General features: G+C 68.8%; 17 protein-coding genes. 6 read left to right on the forward strand and 11 right to left on the reverse strand.

The window, feature by feature from the left end:
* Positions 1-74: 74 nt before the first annotated feature.
* The 6 genes from smc to coaD all read right to left on the reverse strand — a co-directional run bounded on the left by smc (position 75) and on the right by coaD (position 7007).
* The gene (gene smc / locus AC1DGE_RS03045) at positions 75-3671 is read right to left on the reverse strand and encodes a chromosome segregation protein SMC (protein WP_476916854.1); all 3597 of its coding nucleotides are present in this window, start codon (positions 3669-3671) and stop codon (positions 75-77) included.
* 98 nt (positions 3672-3769) lie between these two features.
* Entirely contained in the window at positions 3770-4756 is a 987-nt protein-coding gene (gene mutM / locus AC1DGE_RS03050; protein WP_476916855.1) for a bifunctional DNA-formamidopyrimidine glycosylase/DNA-(apurinic or apyrimidinic site) lyase, read from the reverse strand.
* Positions 4757-4765: 9 nt separating this feature from the next.
* Positions 4766-5545 carry a ribonuclease III gene (gene rnc / locus AC1DGE_RS03055; RefSeq protein ID WP_441417497.1) on the reverse strand — a complete coding sequence of 260 codons (780 nt, stop codon included), beginning with the start codon at positions 5543-5545 and terminating at the stop codon, positions 4766-4768.
* A gap of 21 nt (positions 5546-5566) precedes the next feature.
* Positions 5567-5770, reverse strand: coding sequence for a 50S ribosomal protein L32 (rpmF, locus tag AC1DGE_RS03060; RefSeq protein WP_056738282.1), 204 nt, complete (start codon positions 5768-5770; stop codon positions 5567-5569).
* A 36-nt stretch (positions 5771-5806) separates the two neighbouring features.
* Positions 5807-6331, reverse strand: a complete 525-nt coding sequence (locus AC1DGE_RS03065; RefSeq protein ID WP_146337283.1) for a YceD family protein — start codon at positions 6329-6331, stop codon at positions 5807-5809.
* A 175-nt stretch (positions 6332-6506) separates the two neighbouring features.
* Positions 6507-7007 carry a pantetheine-phosphate adenylyltransferase gene (coaD, locus tag AC1DGE_RS03070; RefSeq protein ID WP_441417496.1) on the reverse strand — a complete coding sequence of 167 codons (501 nt, stop codon included), beginning with the start codon at positions 7005-7007 and terminating at the stop codon, positions 6507-6509.
* A gap of 48 nt (positions 7008-7055) precedes the next feature.
* Here coaD and AC1DGE_RS03075 point away from each other — a divergent pair, with 48 nt between their 5' ends.
* The 3 genes from AC1DGE_RS03075 to AC1DGE_RS03085 are packed head-to-tail and all read left to right on the forward strand — an operon-like array spanning position 7056 to position 9972.
* On the forward strand, positions 7056-7982 hold the full coding sequence (locus AC1DGE_RS03075; protein WP_476908668.1) for an SDR family NAD(P)-dependent oxidoreductase: 927 nt from the start codon (positions 7056-7058) through the stop codon (positions 7980-7982).
* Entirely contained in the window at positions 7979-9187 is a 1209-nt protein-coding gene (locus tag AC1DGE_RS03080) for an aminotransferase class I/II-fold pyridoxal phosphate-dependent enzyme (protein ID WP_476916856.1), read from the forward strand. Before AC1DGE_RS03075 ends, AC1DGE_RS03080 begins: the two co-directional genes overlap by 4 nt.
* Entirely contained in the window at positions 9184-9972 is a 789-nt protein-coding gene (locus AC1DGE_RS03085; RefSeq protein WP_476892335.1) for a spermidine synthase, read from the forward strand. The genes AC1DGE_RS03080 and AC1DGE_RS03085 overlap by 4 nt, the downstream gene beginning before the upstream one ends.
* A 28-nt stretch (positions 9973-10000) precedes the next feature.
* Here AC1DGE_RS03085 and AC1DGE_RS03090 read toward each other — a convergent pair whose 3' ends face one another.
* Positions 10001-10492, reverse strand: a complete 492-nt coding sequence (locus AC1DGE_RS03090; protein ID WP_476892334.1) for a MarR family winged helix-turn-helix transcriptional regulator — start codon at positions 10490-10492, stop codon at positions 10001-10003.
* 214 nt (positions 10493-10706) lie between these two features.
* Between AC1DGE_RS03090 and AC1DGE_RS03095 the strand changes: the two genes are divergently transcribed.
* Positions 10707-11684 (forward strand): ABC transporter substrate-binding protein, encoded by a 978-nt coding sequence (locus AC1DGE_RS03095; protein ID WP_441417491.1) that lies wholly within the window; start codon positions 10707-10709, stop codon positions 11682-11684.
* 64 nt (positions 11685-11748) lie between these two features.
* Here AC1DGE_RS03095 and rsmD read toward each other — a convergent pair whose 3' ends face one another.
* Genes rsmD through thiL form a run of 4 tightly spaced genes read right to left on the reverse strand, consistent with a single transcriptional unit; the run spans position 11749 to position 16748 of the window.
* Positions 11749-12354 carry a 16S rRNA (guanine(966)-N(2))-methyltransferase RsmD gene (rsmD, locus tag AC1DGE_RS03100; protein ID WP_476916857.1) on the reverse strand — a complete coding sequence of 202 codons (606 nt, stop codon included), beginning with the start codon at positions 12352-12354 and terminating at the stop codon, positions 11749-11751.
* 21 nt (positions 12355-12375) lie between these two features.
* Positions 12376-14610: an ATP-dependent DNA helicase RecG gene (locus AC1DGE_RS03105; protein ID WP_476916858.1), complete on the reverse strand. Its 2235-nt coding sequence runs from the start codon at positions 14608-14610 to the stop codon at positions 12376-12378.
* The gene (locus AC1DGE_RS03110) at positions 14600-15679 is read right to left on the reverse strand and encodes a DAK2 domain-containing protein (RefSeq protein WP_476916894.1); all 1080 of its coding nucleotides are present in this window, start codon (positions 15677-15679) and stop codon (positions 14600-14602) included. The genes AC1DGE_RS03105 and AC1DGE_RS03110 overlap by 11 nt, the downstream gene beginning before the upstream one ends.
* A 22-nt stretch (positions 15680-15701) precedes the next feature.
* On the reverse strand, positions 15702-16748 hold the full coding sequence (gene thiL, locus AC1DGE_RS03115; RefSeq protein ID WP_476916859.1) for a thiamine-phosphate kinase: 1047 nt from the start codon (positions 16746-16748) through the stop codon (positions 15702-15704).
* Between the two features lie 116 nt (positions 16749-16864).
* On the opposite strand from thiL, the gene AC1DGE_RS03120 reads away from it, so the two are divergent.
* A complete protein-coding gene (locus tag AC1DGE_RS03120) occupies positions 16865-17446 on the forward strand; it encodes a YdcF family protein (RefSeq protein ID WP_476916860.1) in 582 nt (193 codons plus the stop codon).
* A 71-nt stretch (positions 17447-17517) separates the two neighbouring features.
* Positions 17518-17796: a hypothetical protein gene (locus tag AC1DGE_RS03125; protein WP_476916861.1), complete on the forward strand. Its 279-nt coding sequence runs from the start codon at positions 17518-17520 to the stop codon at positions 17794-17796.
* The last annotated feature ends 232 nt before the right edge of the window (positions 17797-18028 follow it).

Below are 18028 nucleotides of genomic sequence, written 5' to 3' on the forward strand. Positions count from 1 at the left end.
AGCTTCTCACAAACCCCAAACGCCCCGGTTGCGGCCCCGGCTCCGTCCGGAGCAGGCCTTCAGGCGCCCGGACCTCAGACCTCGGCCCCCAGCCGCTGGCTGATCACGGTGGAGACGCCGTCGCCGCGCATCGTGACGCCGTAGAGTGCGTCCGCGACCTCCATGGTGCGTTTCTGGTGCGTGATGACGATCAGCTGGCTGGACTCGCGCAGTTCCTCGAAGATGGTGATCAGGCGGCCCAGGTTGGTGTCGTCCAGGGCGGCCTCCACCTCGTCCATGACGTAGAACGGCGAGGGCCGGGCCTTGAAGATCGCCACCAGCAAAGCCACCGCCGTCAGCGACCGTTCTCCGCCGGACAGCAGGGAAAGCCGCTTGATCTTCTTGCCGGCGGGGCGCGCCTCCACCTCGATGCCGGTGGTGAGCATGTCCGAGGGGTCGGTCAGCACCAGCCGGCCTTCGCCGCCCGGGAATAGCCGGGCGAAGACGCGGACGAACTGCGCCGCGGTGTCCTCGAAGGCCTCGGCGAAGACCTTCTGCACGCGTTCGTCGACTTCCTTGATGATGTCCAGCAGGTCCTTGCGGCTGGACTTGAGGTCCTCCAGCTGCGTGCTCAGGAACTGGTGGCGCTCCTCGAGGGCCGCAAACTCCTCCAGCGCGAGCGGGTTGACCCGGCCCAGGGCGGAGAGGTCGCGTTCGGCCTTGCGGAGCCGCTTTTCCTGCTCCTCGCGGACGAAGGGTTTGCCGTCGACGATCTCGTGTCCGTCCTCGTCCACGGGGGCGCGGAGGGCCGCCCACTTGTCCGCCGACTGGCCGGCCGGCAGCGGTACGGGCTGGTCGGGGCCGAAGTCGGCGACCAGCTGGTCCGCGGTCAGTCCGAGTTCCTCGACGCTGCGCAGCTCGAGGGCTTCGATCCGCAGGCGCTGCTGCGCGCGGGCCAGTTCGTCCCGGTGCACGGAGTCGGTCAGCTCAGCCAGTTCGCGGGCGAGGGCGTCGTTGCCGGCGCGGACCGCGGACAGTTCACGCTCCATTTGCTCGCGGCGCTCCTCGGCGCGGTCGCGTTCGCGGCGGGCCAGTTCCACCGACACGTCGATGAAGCCGATCACTCGCCCGACGGCTGCGGCCACGGCTGCGGCGCGGCCGGCCTGGAGCCGGCGGCGGCGGGCCCGTTCGGCGGCCTCCTCGCGGGCGCGGCGTTCGGTGGCGGCGGCCCGTTCCAACGACGCGGCCCGGTTGCGGAGGGCGGTCAGTTGCTCCTCCGCGCTGCGCAGCGTGAGGCGGGCCTCCATTTCAGCCGCGCGGGCCGCGGATGCCGCGAGGGCGAGGGCATCGCGGTGTTCCGGCGAGGGCTCGTCCTCGGCGGGGGCCTCTTGGGCGGCGGCCAGCCGGGCGGCGACAGCCTCCAGCGACTCCTGCTCCGCCTGGATGTTCGCCTCCGCCCGGGCCAGCGACGCGGCGAGGCGTTCGCTTTCCCCGACGGCGCTGCGCAGCACCGAGTTCAGGTGGCCCAGCCGTTCGGCCACGGCGGCGAGCCGGGCGTCTGAGTCGTGCAGCTTTTCAAGGGCGGCGTCGGCGCGGTCCTGGGCGGCGGCACGGCGGGATTCGGCGGCGGCCAGGGCGAAGCGGTTGCGTTCCAGCCCGGCCGCCACGCCGGCGAGCCGGGCGGCGGCGTCGTCGACGGCGGCCTGGACTTCCAGCAGCGACGGCGCCGTGGCGGAGCCGCCGCTGACGCTCAGTGCAGTGAACACGTCCCCGGTGCGGGTCACCGCAGTCAGTTCCGGCCGGGCGGCTATGAGCCGGGCCGCGGCGTCGAGGTCCTCGACGACAGCGGTGCCTTCGAGCAACTGCCCCAGCGGCAGGCCGGTGCCGCCGTTCTTGTCGCCGGCCGGGCTGACGAGTCCTGCGGCCCAGCGGGCCTCCGCGGGCAGTTCTCCCTCCGGGGCTTTCGCGGCTGTCCCGGATCCGTCGGCGAGCAGCAGTGCGGCGCGGCCGGCGTCGTCGTCCTTCAGCAGCTGCACGGCCGCGGCGGCCGCGGCGGCGTCGCGGACAACGACGGCGTCGGAGCAGCTGCCCAGCGCGGCGGCGATGGCGGCCTCGTAGCCGGTCTCCACGCTCAGCATGCCCGCGAGCGGACCCAGCACGCCGGACAGCCCCGCGGCAACCACATGTTCGGAGCCGTCCTTGCGGTTCAGGCCAAGCTGCAGGGCGTCCCGGCGGGCCACAAGGGCGTCGCGTTCCCGCTCGCCTTCGCGTTCGGCGGCCTTGAGGGCGTCGATTTCGGCTACGACGGCGTCGAGGGCATCGCTTGCGGCTTCGTATTCGGCGTCGAGGGTTTCCTCGCCGTCCTCGACGCCGGCCACCTGGGATTCGAGGGCGGTGAACTCGCTTTGGGCGAGGCGGCGCCGTTCCTCACCGGACTTCTGCGATTCCCTCAGCCGGCCGAGTTCGGCCTGGGCGGATTCGACCCGGGACCTCGCGGCACCCACCTGGCCGGCGAGCCGGGCAAGGCCCTCGCGGCGGTCGGCGGCGGCCCGGAGCAGGGTGGCGAGGCGTTTGTCCTCCGCCGCGGCTGCGCTTTCGGCGTCCTGCTTGGCGGCGGTGGCGGCGTCGAGGGCGGTTCGCTGCTCGACAATCTGCTCTTCAAGCCCGGCCTGTTCCGCGCGGACCCGGGCTGCCTGCTTGTCGAGTTGCTCGGGGTCGCGGCCGGTGTCCGGGGCCGCATCGGAGGTCCCGAGCAAGCGGCGGCGTTCCTCGGCGAGCGATCCGAGGGAGCGCAGCCGTTCGCGTCCGGAGGAGAGCTGGTACCAGTTGTCCCGGGCGGCGTTGAGCTTTGGCGTGGCCTCTGCGGCGAGCTGCTCCAAGCCGGCCTGGCGCTGGCGGCCGCTTTCGAGATCCCGTTCGACGACGCCGCGGCGGGCCTTCAGCGCGCTCTCATCCGCGACGTCCTGGGCCAGCACCGACTGCAGCTGGACCAGGTCGTCGGCCAGGAGCCGGGAGCGGGCGTCGCGGACCTCGAACTGGACGGTCTGGGCGCGGCGGGCCACCTCGGCCTGCTTGCCCAGCGGGGTGAGCTGGCGCCGGATTTCCCCGGTGAGGTCGCTGAGCCGGGCGAGGTTGGCCTGCATGGCTTCGAGTTTGCGGACCGTCTTTTCCTTGCGGCGGCGGTGCTTGAGGATGCCGGCGGCCTCCTCGATGAAGCCGCGCCGGTCCTCCGGGGTGGCGTGCAGGACCTTGTCCAGCTGCCCCTGCCCGACGATGACGTGCATCTCACGGCCCAGGCCGGAGTCGGAGAGCAGTTCCTGGATGTCCAGCAGCCGGCAGCTTGCGCCGTTGATCGCATATTCCGAGCCGCCGGTGCGGAACAGCGTGCGGGAGATCGTGACTTCGCTGTAGTCGATCGGCAGCGCGCCGTCGCTGTTGTCGATGGTCAGCGAGACGTGGGCGCGGCCCAGCGGCGGCCGGCCGGAGGTTCCGGCGAAAATGACGTCKTCCATCTTGCCGCCGCGGAGCGTCTTGGCCCCTTGTTCGCCCATCACCCAGGACAGTGCGTCGACCACGTTGGACTTGCCCGAGCCGTTGGGTCCGACCACGGCGGTGACGCCGGGTTCGAATTCGAACGTCGTCGCGGAGGCGAACGACTTGAATCCGCGGACGGTCAGGCTTTTGAGATGCAAGGTGTTTCGGGTCTCCTGTATGGCGGACGCGGGGGTGTTTCCTGCCCTAAATCTACTGGCACCACAACGAATTCAGCGGATTTACGCTGCCTTCCGGGTTACCAGCGTCCGTTCCGCGGCCGCGGCTGGCAGACCGGGCAGGTGTAGGAGGAGCGGTTCATGAACTGTTCGCGCTTCATCAGGCTCACGATGCCCGCCTCCGCGCAGCGCCGGCATTCCTGGCCCTCGCGGCCGTAGGCGTTCAGGGACCGCTCGAAGTAGCCGGAGGCGCCGTTGACGTTGACGTAGAGCGAATCGAAGCTGGTTCCGCCGGCGGCGAGGGCGTCCGTCATGACCTGCCGGGCCGCGTCGAGCACCCGCAGCGCCTCGGACCGGCGGAGGGTATCCGTGGGCCGGGCGTAGTGCAGTTTGGCCAGCCAGAGCGCCTCGTCCGCGTAGATGTTGCCGATCCCGGAAACCAGCGCCTGGTCCAGGAGCGCCCGCTTGAGGCCGGTCTTGCGTGCCCGGATCCGCCGGTAGAAGACGTCGAAGGAAAAGTGCGGGTCCAGCGGGTCCCGGGCAATGTGCGAGGCTTCCTCGGCGATCAGCGGCAACGGCGTCTCCGCGAGGCCGCCGGGACCGCCGTCGGGCGTGGGGATCAGGGCGGTGAGGAACAGCCCGCCGAAGATGCGCTGGTCCACGAAGCGCAGCTGTTCGGGCATGCCTGCTGCGGGACTGAGCCTCAGCCGGATCTTCAGGTGCTTCTCGTCCGCGACGGCGGCGTCCTGCATCAGGAGCTGCCCGGACATGCCCAGGTGGGCCATCAGCGCGACGGCGGGGGCAGGCCCTGCAGCCGCGCCTTCGCTGCCCGGGGCCGCACTGCCGGCACACTCGGGGGTGTCCGCCAGCGGCAGCCACAGGAACTTTCCGCGACGGACGACGTCGAGTACCCGGGCACCTTCAAGGTTTCCGGCAAAGTCCTCGACGCCAAGCGCGTGCCGGCGGATGGAGCGCGGATCCAGCACCTCCACGGAAATGATGGTCCGGCCGCGCACCCAGTTCACCAGGCCGCGCCGGACCACCTCGACCTCGGGCAGTTCAGGCAAGGGTGGCGCCTAGCTGCCGGTCTGGGTCTTGAACGGCGCGGCGTCGGCCGGTGCCTCGGCCGGCGCGTCCGAGGCCTCGGCCTGAGCGGCGTCCGCGGTCCGGGCGGGAGCGGGGGCGGAGAGCCGGCGCCAGGCGTCAGCGGCTGCTTCCTGTTCGGCTTCCTTCTTGGAATTTCCCGAGCCGGTGCCGTAGTCGTTGCCACCGATCCGCAGCACGGCCTCGAAGGACCGCGCATGGTCCGGGCCGGAGCCCTCCACGGCATAGTTGATCGTGCCTAGCTGCCGGCTGGCCGCGAGCTCCTGGATGCTGGTCTTCCAGTCCGTGCCGGCGCCCAGCGCGGCAGCGTCCTGGAGCAGCGGGCCGACCAGCCGCATGACGAGCTGGCGCGCGGTCTCCAGGTCGTTGGACAGGTAGGTGGCGCCGATCAGCGCCTCCATGGTGTCCGCCAGGATGGAGGCCTTGTTCTTGCCCTCGGTGAGCTTCTCGCCTTGGCCCAGGTAGATGTACTCCCCCAGCCCGATGCTGCGGCCGATGCCGGCCAGCGCCCGGGTGCTGACGACGGCGGAACGGCGCTTGGCCAGGTCACCTTCGGGCAGCTCGGGGTTGTCGCGGTACAGCGCATCTGTGACGGAGAAGCCCAGGATGGAGTCGCCGAGGAACTCGAGCCGTTCGTTGGTGGGGATCCCGCCGTTTTCGTAGGCGTAGGAACGGTGTGTCAGAGCAAGACGAAGCGTCCCGGCGTCAATAGAGACACCGAGACGCTTCAGAAGCTCTTCAGTTGAAGACATCTTAGTCAGCCTGTTGGCGGATTAGACGTCTGCGACCTTGCGGCCCTTGTACTCAAGGAACAGCGCGGTGCCAGCCGAGTCGGTAACGACCTTTGCCTGGTGCGGCAGGCTGTAAACAACCTGTCCGTTTTCCACGGTCTTCACCAGGTGGGGGGCAGTTGCCTTCCACTGGGAGCGGCGGGCGCGGGTATTCGAGCGAGACATTTTCCGCTTCGGGACAGCCACGGCTAACTCATTTCTCTCTAGTCCAACACTTACAAATCAGTTTTGCCGGTCAGGCTTAGCCAGATCAGCTAGGGCAGCCCAGCGAGGATCTACGACCTCGTGGTGGTGCCCCGGCTCGTCTTCCAGGCGAACTCCGCATTCGGAGCAAAGGCCCTGGCAGTCTTCCCGGCACACCGGCTGGAACGGCAGCATAGTGACAACTGCGTCCCGCAACACCGGCTCAAGATCGATCAGATCGTGCTCGACTCGACGTTGCTCTTGTTCGTCTTCTTCATCCGGGAATTCAGCATCCCCGTAGAAGAAAAGTTCTTGCACATTGACCTCAAGGTCATACGCAAGGGGATCCAGGCATCGACCGCATTCGCCGGTTACTTCGACGTTCGCGGTGCCCGATACCAGAATTCCTTCGTGTACGGCCTCCAGGCGCAGATCCAACTCGACGTCCGAGCCTTCCTGCACACCAATGAGCGCCACACCAAGGTCACTTGGTGCGGGTACATGTTCCGTCAGTGTCCGCATGCTTCCCGGACTGCGTCCGAGGTCCTTGACGTCGAACGCCAGGGGCGAACTAGCATCTCGCTTAATGAGAACTCCTGTTGAACATATGACCGACGTACCATCTTAGCCTGATCTTCCGGGCGGACTCAAACCGGGCGGCAGTGCGCGGAACAGCTCCGCACACGAGGCCCGGTCGGGGCCGCGCAACCGGCAGCAGGCCGCCGAGTACCGATCAAGCTTACCCTCTGCGGGGCGGATCCTGGACCGGCTCGCCGGACCTCAGCCGTTTCAGCACGGACTTCGGCACGAAGTCCGCGACGTCGCCGCCGAGGGTGAAGACTTCCTTGATCAGCGTGGAGGACAAATGCAGGTAGTGGCCCTCGGCCGGAATGAACACGGTCTCCACACCGGTCAGCTGCCGGTTCATGGTGGCCATCGGCAACTCGTAGTCGAAGTCAGAGGACGAGCGCAGGCCCTTCACGATCGCGTTGGCTCCGCGCTGCCGGCAGTACTCGGCGAGCAGCCCCTCCCCCACGGGTTCCACCACGATCCCGCGCAGCGAGGCCAGGGTTTCCCGGGCCATGTCGAGCCGCTCCTCGAGCCCGAAACGGTATTTCTTGGCGTAGTTGGTGGATACTGCCACGATGACCTCGTCGAAGAGGCTGGCCGCCCGGGCTATGACTTCCAGGTGGCCGTTGTGAATAGGGTCAAAGGAGCCAGGGCATACGGCGCGTCTCATGCTCCGAACCTACCGCATGGGCCTTGCGGGCCGGGATAGCATGGCGGAATGTCAGCATCTAAGAGTTCCACTGCCGAGCCCACGCCTGAACCGTTCACCGTTGCCGGCGGGGTCGTCCTCGTGACCGGAGCCGCCATGGGCATGGGGCGGCTCTACGCCCTTCGCGCCGCCCGGGAGGGGGCCGGCGTCGTCATTCTCTGGGACGTCGACGCCGACGGACTGGCCAGCACCGCCGCCGAGGTCACGGCGCTTGGCGCGCGCGCCGTCGTCCGCCGGGTTGACCTGGCCAGCCGGGAGGCGATCGCGGAGGCCGCCGCGGAGACGCAGTCCGAAGGCCCGCTGACGCTGTTGGTCAACAACGCCGGGATCGTGCGAGGCGCCCTGTTCTGGGACCACGAACCGGCCCGCGACATCGCCCTGACCATGGACATCAATGCCCTCGCCCCGATGTATGTCACCCACGCCTTCCTCCCGGCCATGATGGCCGACGCCGGCCGGCCGCGCCGGATCCTGAACATCGCCTCCGCCGCGGGCACCGTGTCCAACCCGCGGATGAGCGTCTATGCCGCCTCCAAGTGGGCGGTCATCGGCTGGAGCGACTCGCTGCGGCTGGAGCTCGAACAGCAGGGCTACGGCCACCTCAAGGTGACCACGTTCTGCCCCAGCTACATCTCCACCGGCATGTTCGCCGGCGCCCGCGGCCCGCTCTTCACCCCGCTGATGACCCCGGACGACGCCGTCAACCGCGCCTGGCGCGCCACCGTGGCCGGCCAGCCACAGCTGATCGCCCCGGCGACGGCGCAGCTCGGCAAGGTGCTGCGCGGGGTGCTGCCGGTCCGGGCCTGGGACTTCGTCGGCGGGAAGATCTTCGGCATTTACACCACCATGGACAAGTTCACCGGCCGCACGGCCAGTGCCTCCAACGGCGCCGGCGACGGTGCCGGTGAAAACCCCAGCCAGGCGGGAACCCGGTGAGCGCGCAGCCGCTGGCCCCCTGGCAGCGTGCGGCGACAGGCGCCAACCTGCTCTCCCCCGGCGGGGACCTGGGCGTCACCATCTTCGAGGAGATGACCACGCTGGCGCTCAGGACCGGTGCCATCAACCTCGGCCAGGGTTTCCCGGATGAGGACGGCCCGGCGGAGATCAAGGACGCGGCCCAGGCCGCGATCGCCGCGGGGGCCAACCAGTACGCCCCCGGCAAGGGCATCCTTGAGCTGCGCGAGGCCATCTCCCTGCACCAGGAACGGTTCTACGAGCTGACCCCGGATCCGCAGACGGAAATCATCGTCACCACCGGCGCCACGGAAGCCATCGCCGCAGCCCTCCTTGCCCTGGTCGGGCCCGGCGACGAGGTCATCACCTTTGAACCGTTCTATGACTCCTACGGCGCCATCATCGGGCTCTCCGGCGCCACCCACGTCACCGCCCCGCTGCTGGCTCCCGATTTCATGCCCGACCTCGACGCCCTGGCCGCGGCCTTCAGCGACCGCACCAAGGTGGTGCTGGTCAACAACCCGCACAACCCCACCGGCGCGGTCTTCCCGCGCGAAGTGCTGGAACGGGTCGTCGAGCTCGCCATCAAGCACGACGCCGTCATCATCACCGACGAGGTCTACGAGCACCTCACCTTCGACGTCGCGCACCTGCCGATCGCCACGCTGCCCGGCGCGGCCGACCGCACCCTGACCATTTCGTCCGCAGGAAAGACGTTCTCCTTCACCGGCTGGAAGATCGGCTGGCTCAGCGGCCCGGAACACCTTGTTGCCGCCGCCCGGACGGTCAAGCAGTTCCTGAGCTACAGTTCCGGCACCCCGTTCCAGAGCGCCATTGCGGTGGGCCTGGGCCTGCCGGATGAGTTCTACGCCGGCATCGCCGACACCCTGCGGCTCAAGCGGGACATCCTCAGCGAAGGCCTGCGTGCGGCGGGGCTGGAGGTCTTCACCCCGCAAGGCACTTATTTCGTGAACGTGGACACGGCACCGCTGGGGATCTCCGATTCGGTGGACCTGGCCCGCCGGCTGCCGGAACTGGTGGGCGTTGCCGCCATCCCGGTCCCGGTCTTCTGCCACGCCGAGGGAGCCGAGCGGACCCGGAGCCTGCTCCGCTTCGCGTTCTGCAAGAAGACCTATGTGCTGGAGGAAGCGGCCGAGCGGCTCTCCACGCTCCGGGACAGGCTGTGAGCACAGAGGGCAGCCCTGCGGCCACGCGGTTCCTGCGGACCACCAGCCAGCACGCTGTGATCGAGGCCGACGAATTCACCGAGGGCGGGTTCGTGCTGAGCATCGGCGGGGCCGAACAGTCCCACGTCAACCTGGCCGACCCCGGCGACATTTTCTACGAGTACCTGCGCCGGATCGGCCACGTGGTGGACCTCGCGGCGCCGTGGGGCGAACCCATCACCGCCCTCCATCTGGGCGCCGGGGCGCTGACGCTGGCGCGCTATATCCAGGCGACCCGTCCGGGTTCCGTGCAGTACGCCGTGGAGCTGGAGCGGGAATTGCTGGACTTCGTGCTGCAGCAGCTGCCGATGCCCGACGGGACCGAACTGCACACCGTCATCGGCGACGCCCGCGAATCCCTGGCGACGCTGCCCGCGGAACTGCGCTTCGACGTCGTGATCCTGGACATCTTCTCCGGCCCGGAGGCACCCGAACACATCGCCTGCACCGGGTTCTACCGGGAAGCGGCCGCCAGGCTGACCCCGCGGGGCGTACTGATCGTCAATGTCGGCGACGAGCCGGGCCTGACACTGGTCCGCAGCCAGGTCGCGGCGCTGCGCCGGGCGATGGCCGATGTGTCCGCGTTCGCAGAGACCGGCATGTTCGCTGGCCGGCACCCTGGGAATATCATCCTGACCGGCACCCAGGGACCGTGGCCCGAGGTCTGGACCGCGGCGCTGACGGCCCGCGGCCCGCACCCGGCCAAGGTGCTCTCCGGCGTCGAGCTGGACGTCCTCTCGGACTAGTCCACGGCCCGGGGCAGCGGTACGGAACTCAGCTGAACGCGATCTTCCGCAGCAGGACCCGAAGCTGGTCCCGTTCCGGACCGTCGAGCGATGCCAGGGACGCATCTTCAGCCACCCGGACGGCCGCCGCCGCACGTTGATGCAGCTCCGCGCCGGCTGTCGTCGCGCGGATGACCTTGGACCGCCGGTCGCGCGGATCGGGCGCGCGGAAGACGAGCCCGCGCTGTTCCAGGGCGTCAACCAGGGAGACAATCTGGCTCGGGTCCAAGCGCAGGAAATCGGCGAGCTCGCGCTGCGACGGCTCGGTGTCGCTGCAGGCCATCGCCAGGACCGAGTAGGACCGCACCTTCAGATCCAGCGAGGCGAGCATGGCATTTGCGTGCGCGCTGCCCAGGGCTCGCGCCCGCGCTGCCAGGAATTCAATTTCGTCCACCAGATCGCTGGTGAGAAAGCGGTCGGGGACGGCCGGAATCGCGGCGCCTTCAAACAAATCCTCGCCGTGCTGGGTTGATTCGGCCACAGATCCTCGCAGCTTCTGGTTGGCGCCTCGGAACGCTTGACAGCGTCAACGATACCGCCGCCGGCCCGCACCCTGGAAAATAGTTGAGAAAATTATCATTGACTTTGTCAATTATATGGGTTGTCATTTATGTAGCTTCGGGGCCGGCCGCCGGGTGGTCTGCCCGGCAAGTGTCCCGACCGCCCAATAACTCACCCCAAGGAAGTGGACTGTTATGAAGAGACTCACATTTGCCGCCGTCGGAGTTGCCGCGGCGTTGCTGCTCACCGGTTGCGGCGCCGGGTCGCCGTCCGGGTCGGCCTCGAACTCCTCGGCCGCCGGTGGCGATGGTGTCCGCAACATCAGTGTGGGTGTGATCTCGATTGCGCCGTCTGCCGCCGTGCAGCTGGGCATCGACGAGGGGATCTTTGCCAAGCACAAGCTCAAGGTCGAGTTGCAGAGCGGGCAGGGCGGGGCGGCAATGCTCCCCGCCGTCTCCACCGGAACCATGAACTTCTCCGTGGGAAACCCGCTGTCCGTGCTCCTGGCCAAGAACAAGGGCCTGGACATGAAGATCGTCTCCGGGTACTCAAACTCGCTCCCCACCGGGGATGACATCAACGGCGTCGTCGCCAAGGCGGGCTCGGGCATCACCTCGGCCAAGGACCTGGTCGGCAAGAAGGTCGCAGTCAACACCCTCAATGCGCAGGGAGACCTGACCATCAAGGAGGTCGTGTCCAAGCAGGGCGGCGACCCGAACGCGGTCCAGTTCCTCGAACTGCCCTTCCAGGACATGGGTGCCCAGCTCGCCAAGGGGAACGCCGACGCCGTCTGGGTTCCCGAACCGTTCCTCTCCAAGCTGCTGGCGGAAGGCAACAAGCTGGTGACGTACAACAACCAGGCGGCACTGCCGGGTCTTCCCACCATGGTCACCTTCACCAGCGGCGGCTATGCCCAGCAGAATCCGCAGGTGGTTGCCGACTTCAAGGCGGCCATGACGGAGACCCTGGCCCTGGCGCAGAGCAACCCGGACAAGGTCCGGGCACTACTGCCTGCGTTCATGAAGATGCCGGAGGCCGTGGCCAAGAAGCTGCGGCTGGAGGAATTCAACGGCAAGCTCGATGAACCCACCCTGGGCAAACTGGGCGAGCTGATGGCCAAGTACGGAATTGTGCCCTCGACGCCGGATGTCTCGGGCACGATCCTGAAATAGCGGCACTCGCCACACCGGACGAGGACGACGGCGGAAGGTTCCGCCGTCGTCCTCGTCCGCGGGGCTACTCCCTCGCGTCCGCGGCCCCCGCCTCCGCAGGCTCCACGCCGGGCTCGGCGAACCAGAGCCGGGTTTCGCCGTACTTCTTCTCCGCGAACCGCTCCAGGCCGTCCGGCCAGGTCGGTTCCGGGGTGCGGGCGGAGCGTTCCACCACGACGACGGCGCCCTCGGCCAGGTGCGGCAGCAGCTTGGCCAGGACGGCGGCCAGTGCGACCTCGTCCAGCGGGTAGGGCGGGTCCAGGAACACCAGGTCCCAGCGGGTCCCCTCGGCGGCCCGGTCCAGGAACGATTCCACTTTGGAGCGGTGCACGGCAACGACCTTGCGCCGCGCCACGGTGTTGACCAGGTCCGCGTTGCGCTGGCAGACCTCGCTGGCCTTGCCGTCGAATTCCACCAGGTCCACGGTGAGGGCGCCGCGGCTGGCGCTTTCCACGCCGAGTGAACCGGAACCCGCGTAGAGGTCCAGCACCCGCGCGTCCGCGATGACCTCGAAGGCGTCCAGCCGGGAGAAGAGGGCCTCCTTCACCCGGTCCGTGGTGGGGCGGGTCAGGGATCCGGGGACGCTCACCAGCGGCGTGCCGCCGGCGGCTCCGGCGATGATCCGGCTCATGGTTTAGCCGTGCCTGATGTTCTAGCCGCGTTCAAGGAACGCCTCCTTTTCAGGGTTGAGGTAGTCGTCAATGGCCGCGGCGAGGCCGGCGTGGCGGGCCAGGTCCGGGTCAGCGCCCACGATCGCCTGGGCGTCCTGCCGGGCCCGGGCGATCACGTCCTCGTGTTCCAGCACCCGCAGCAGCTTCAACGTCGAGCGGCCGCCGGACTGGGAGGCGCCCAGGATGTCGCCTTCGCGGCGGAGCTTCAGGTCCTCCTGCGAGAGTTCGAAGCCGTCGGTGGTCGCCGCCACGGCATCCAGCCGGCGCCGGCTGGGATGCCCCGGTTCCAGGGTGGTGACCAGCAGGCAGGTTCCCGGCAGCCCGCCGCGGCCCACCCGGCCGCGCAGCTGGTGCAGCCGCGAAATGCCGAACCGGTCGGCATCCAGGATCACCATGAGCGTGGCGTTGTGCACGTCCACGCCAACTTCGATCACCGTGGTGGAGACCAGCAGCTTGGTCTGGTTGGCCGTGAACGAGGCCATGGTCTCCGACTTCAGCACGGGGTCCTGCCGGCCGTGCAGGGGCGCCACGGGCACGCCGGCCAGTGACTGTTCGTCCCGCAGCTGTTCGATGACGCCGGTCACCGAGGCGAGCTCCCGGGCGCCGGTCTCCGCCAGGTCGGCGTCGGTGGGTTCGGCCTCGCCCGGGGTGAAGTCGCCGTCGTCGTCGGTGCCGATCTTGGGGCAGACGACGTAGACCTGGTGGCCGGCGTCGATCTCTTCGCGCGCGCGGGACCAGATCCGGGTGGCCCAGGCCGGGTGCTCGGCAAGGCCCACCACGTGGGTGGAGATCGGGGCGCGGCCTGCCGGCAGTTCGTCCAGCACCGAGGTCTCCAGGTCGCCGAACACCGTCATCGCCACGGTGCGCGGGATGGGGGTGGCGGTCATGACCAGCAGGTGGGGCGGCTTGCTGGCCTTGGACCGGAGCGCGTCGCGCTGTTCGACGCCGAAGCGGTGCTGTTCGTCCACCACGATCAGTCCGAGGTCGTAGAAGGAGACGTTCTCACTGAGCAGGGCGTGGGTGCCGATCACGATCCCGGCGGTCCCGGAAGCGGCGTCCAGCATGGCTTGTTTCCGGGCTGCGGTGGGCATGGAGCCGGTCAGCAGGGTGACCTGGACGGAATCCGGACCCAGGCCGCCCAGCAGCCCGTCCCGGGAGAGCGGTCCGAGGGTGCGCCGGATGGAGTCGAAGTGCTGCGCCGCGAGGACCTCGGTGGGGGCCAGCAGCGCGGCCTGCCCCCCGGCGTCGACCACCTGCAGCATGGCGCGCAGGGCCACGATCGTCTTGCCCGAGCCCACCTCGCCCTGCAGCAGCCGGTTCATCGGCGAGTCCAGGGCCAGCTCCTCGGAGAGGGTCTTGCCGACGGCGGCCTGGCCGGCAGTCAGGGTGAAGGGCAGTTGCCGGTCGAACGCCGCCAGCAGGCCGTCGGCGGCGGGACGGCGCGCCGTTGCCTCCTCCGCTGCGAGCTGGGCGCGGCGCCGGGCCAGTGCAGACTGCAACACCAGCGCTTCCTGGTAGCGGAAACGGTCCCGGGCACGCTGCCAGTCCGCGGGGGTCTGCGGGGCATGGATCAGCCGGTAGGCGTCCGCGACGGGCAGGAACTTCTCCCGGGACGCGATCTCGTCGGGAAGCGGGTCCTCCAGGCTGTCCAGCTCGAGCGTGTCCAGCAGTGTGGAGATGACCTTCTGAATGGACCAGCTGGTCAGCTTGGCGGTGGCCGGGTACACGGGGATGGGCATCGCGGCGAGCTTTTCCGGGTCCATCCCGGGCGTGTCCGGATCCTCGTCGAGGAGCAGGAAGTCGGGGTTGGTCAGGCCGAGCGATCCGCCGTAGCGGGTGACCTTGCCGGAGAACATGGCGCGCCGGCCCGGCTGGAGCTCGGCCTTGGCCCGGAAGCCGTTGAAGAAGCTCACCTTGAGGGTGCCGGGAAGGCCGGTAGCCGGGGAACCGGCGTCGTCGGTAATCACGACGTCGGTCAGCGAACCCCGGCGGGCGCGCATGGACCGGGTGCTGTTGGAGATAACCCGCGCAATCAGGGTCACCTCCTCGTCCAGCGGGACCTCGCTGATCGGGGTCAGCTCGCCGCGGCTCAGGTAGCGGCGCGGGAAGTAGTTCAGCAGGCCGCCGACGGTGGTGATGCCGAGGTGCTTTTCGATGCCGGCCGCGGACCGTTTACCGATCCGGCGTTCGAGGCCCAGTTCAAGTTCAGCGTTCATGTCCGTCGAGGTCCGTGGTGCGGGGGCCTGCGTCGGGAACTGCTTCCAAGGGAAGGTCATCCGGGTTACGCGGCAGGGCCAGCTCACTGACGTTGATGTCCGAGGGTTCGCCGAGCGAGCGGATCAGGGCGACGGCGGGCGCGGGGTCGGGCACGTGGACGTGGACCCGCCACCGGTAGGCGCCTTCTTCGTTGGCTTCGCCGCCCACCTGGCTCATGATCACGGACTCGCCCATCTCGTCGAGCCGCTGCCGCATGGTGGCCGCGTCCAGCGGCGAGAGCGTGATGGTGCACATAACTTCCACGCCGTCGTCCCGCGGCATGTCCACGTGGATGTGCGGGGCCTGGACGTCATAGCCGTGCAGCCCGTCGAGCAGCTGGTCCTGCAGCTCCTCGCCGAGCACGGCGGAGCGAAGGCAGTCCAGGATCAGGAGCATCCCGACACCGCCGGCGTCCACCACGTGGGCGGTATGCAGGGCCTCGAGCTGGTCCTYGGTGTGCACCACGGCGGCCAGGGCGGCCTCGACGGCGGCGTCGAGCGCCAGGCCCAGGGTGTGGTTGCTGTCGTCTCCGTCGTGCTCGGCGTCGACGGCGGCAGCGGCGCGGGCTGCCGCTTCCATGACGGAGAGCATGGTGCCGGGCACCGGGTCGCTCAGCGCGGACCAGGCCCGGATCTGGGCCCGGTTCAGGGCGGTGGCGAGCAGGGGTGAACTGAGCCGGGGGTGCCCGGCCAGCGGTTCCGCGGCGGCGCACAGGAAGACGGCGAAGAGCGTGCCGGAGTTGCCGCGCGCCTGCTCCATGGCGGCCTGGCCGGCTTTGGCCAGGACGGCCCCGACGTCGTTCTGGGCCGGGTTGGGCGGGCCCACCACGTGCAGCGCCGCGTCTGCGTCCAGCTGCGGCAGGGCGGCGGTGTCGGTGGCGACATTCTGTAGCGCCCGGGCGGCGGCGCGGACCGTGAGGTAGAGGTTGGTGCCGGTGTCGCCGTCGGCTACCGGAAAGATGTTGATGGCGTTCAGGCGGTCGCTGTGGTTTCCAAGCGTTGTTTCCGCCTTGCCCAACCACCGCTTCATCGCTTGCGCGTTGGCGGCAATCTTAGTCTGCAAAGTGATCCCATCCCACAGTGTCAGCGGGCCTGCCCGCTATGGTGACGCCTGTGCTGTCCGTTGGTGCAGAGGCCTCTACCGAGCCTATCGCAGTGAAACCGTGAGGCAGCTGAACGCCGGCCGGGAAGGCTGCGAGCAGGCCGTGGTCCTCGCCACCGCCAAGGACCCAGTCCATCGGCTCCGCGCCCAGCAGGGAGGCGGCCGGCTGCAGCGGCACGCCGAGCTCCTTGAGGGCCACTGGGTCCAAGTCCAGCACGGCGTGGCTGGCCGCGGCCATCCGCGCGCCGTCCCGGACCAGGCCGTCGGAAATATCCATCAGGGCGGTGGCGCCGGCTTCCCGGGCCAGCGGCCCTGCCGCGAGCGGCGGCCGGGGGCGGCACTGGGTGTCCATCAGGATGCGCTGTTCCGAGTTCAGGGCGTCCACGGGGGTACCGGATTCCAGCAGCGCCAGGCCGGCCGCAGCGTATCCGGCGGTGCCTGCGAGCGCCAGGGTGTCCCCTGGACGGGCGCCGGAGCGCAGTACCGGGGCCTGGCCGTCCAGCGTGCCGAGGATGGCTACGCTGACGGCGAGTTCGCGTCCGCGGCCGAGGTCCCCGCCCGCCACGGCGCAGTCCGGTGCGCCCAGCTCGCGAATCCCGGAGCTCATCCCGTCGGCGAAGTCCTCCACCCAGGACACAAGGGTGTCCGGGGGCATGGTCAGGCTGACCACCATCGAGGTGGCCCGGGCGCCCATGGCGTTGATGTCGCTGAGGTTCTGGGCCGCGGCCTTCCAGCCGACGTCATAGCCGGTGGTCCGGTAGCCGTTGTTCCATTCCAACCGGAAATCCTGGTCCACCACCTGCGTGTCGATGCTCACCACCGTGCGGCCGTCCGGYGCCGCCACGATCGCGGCGTCGTCGCCCGGCCCCAGCAGGAGGGCACTGCTGTCCCCGCCGTGGAGCCGCGGAAAGATCCGGGCAAGGAGTTCGGACTCGGAGAGTTCACCCACGGTCAGGGACTCCGGTTTTTGGGGCACGGGCTGCAGCGTTTCAGGCACAGCCCTACGCTACCGCGCAAGGGTGACAACGGCGGCGGGACGGCTGAAACCCGCGGGCCACGCGGCGGTCGCGTGCCTGTTTCGTGGTTGCAAAGCCCCATGCCAAACTCATAGGCATGCCTCGACCGATGCCCAGCGTGCCGCCCGCTCTGGTGCAGGCCCTTGGCTTCACTATTGGGGCGGTCATTCTGTGGCTGATCATCTCGGTCCAGCTCTTCGTCAATGTTGATCCGCTCAGTGTCCACCGCACCGACGCCGTCATCGTCCTCGGCGGAGCCAGTGCAGAGCGGCTGCCGGCGGCACAGAAGTTCCAGCGGGACGTCGGCATCCCCGTGCTGGTGCTTTCCCACACGGACACCCCCGGCAACAAAGCGGCCGACGAGCTGTGCAACACGGCACAATTCCCCAATCCGGACCTCATCTGTTTCCGCCCCGGCGACTACGACACGCGCGGCGAGGCTGAGGCCATCGGCAAGCTCGTGTCCCTCAACAGCTGGAAGTCCATCACGGTGGTGACATCCAGCTACCACCTCGCCAGGGCGGGCCGCCTGATGGAGCAGTGCACGACGGCGGACGTGCAGATGGTTGCCTCGCATCCGGACTTCTCGCCCGGACAGTGGTTGCGGCGCTTTGTTATCGAAACCGGCGGACTGCTGGATGTGTCGCTCCGGCCGGAATGCTCCCCCGCCGCTCAGTGATGTAAGAATTGGGGGATGCCCTATGGACGCCGTCCGTCGGAGCCTGACAGACGGAGCGAGGAAAATTGACGTTGGAGCGTGACGCCGAGCAGACTCCGCCGCTGGTTGCCGCGCCCAGGCACCTCCGCCGCCGGCGCTTTCGCGAGGACGTACCCGACCCGCTGCTGGTTCCGGATGCGGTGCCGTTCGCTCTGACGCGAGCGGCGCCTTCGACGTCCGAGCGCACCGCCAAGGGGCCCAGTTCTCGCGAATCCGTTCACGGCCGTAAGCGCATGGTCGCATTGCTGGTCGTTATTACGGTCTCTTTGAGCATCCCTCTTCTGGTTGTCGTGCTTATTTTCGCGAGCTGACGCCAGCGTCTCGGCGCCAGCTACCCACGCTTCTCGAATCGAGACAGCACCTGCTTTGAATGGGCCACCGCCCCTAATCACACGACCGTAGATTGGACTATCCGCCGAGCAGGCGGCTAGTCACGGTACCTTGGTCCTTTGGTGTGATGGCCGTGGAAGCGGACCCCTAAGTCGATTCACTCGTACGGCTGCTTGTCCCGTAGTATTCACTGGTCCGCGGTCTATATATCCT

It is taken from the genome of Arthrobacter sp. 05N425 (assembly GCF_056397125.1).

What these genes read in the sequence shown, in the direction of transcription:
- rsmD (WP_476916857.1), bottom strand. Translation starts at nt 12,354, where the DNA reads ATGAGCCGGATCATCGCCGGAGCCGCCGGCGGCACGCCGCTGGTGAGC.
- AC1DGE_RS03120 (WP_476916860.1), top strand. Translation starts at nt 16,865, where the DNA reads ATGCCTCGACCGATGCCCAGCGTGCCGCCCGCTCTGGTGCAGGCCCTT.
- rnc (WP_441417497.1), bottom strand. Translation starts at nt 5,545, where the DNA reads ATGTCTTCAACTGAAGAGCTTCTGAAGCGTCTCGGTGTCTCTATTGAC.
- AC1DGE_RS03075 (WP_476908668.1), top strand. Translation starts at nt 7,056, where the DNA reads ATGTCAGCATCTAAGAGTTCCACTGCCGAGCCCACGCCTGAACCGTTC.
- AC1DGE_RS03095 (WP_441417491.1), top strand. Translation starts at nt 10,707, where the DNA reads ATGAAGAGACTCACATTTGCCGCCGTCGGAGTTGCCGCGGCGTTGCTG.
- AC1DGE_RS03105 (WP_476916858.1), bottom strand. Translation starts at nt 14,610, where the DNA reads ATGAACGCTGAACTTGAACTGGGCCTCGAACGCCGGATCGGTAAACGG.
- coaD (WP_441417496.1), bottom strand. Translation starts at nt 7,007, where the DNA reads ATGAGACGCGCCGTATGCCCTGGCTCCTTTGACCCTATTCACAACGGC.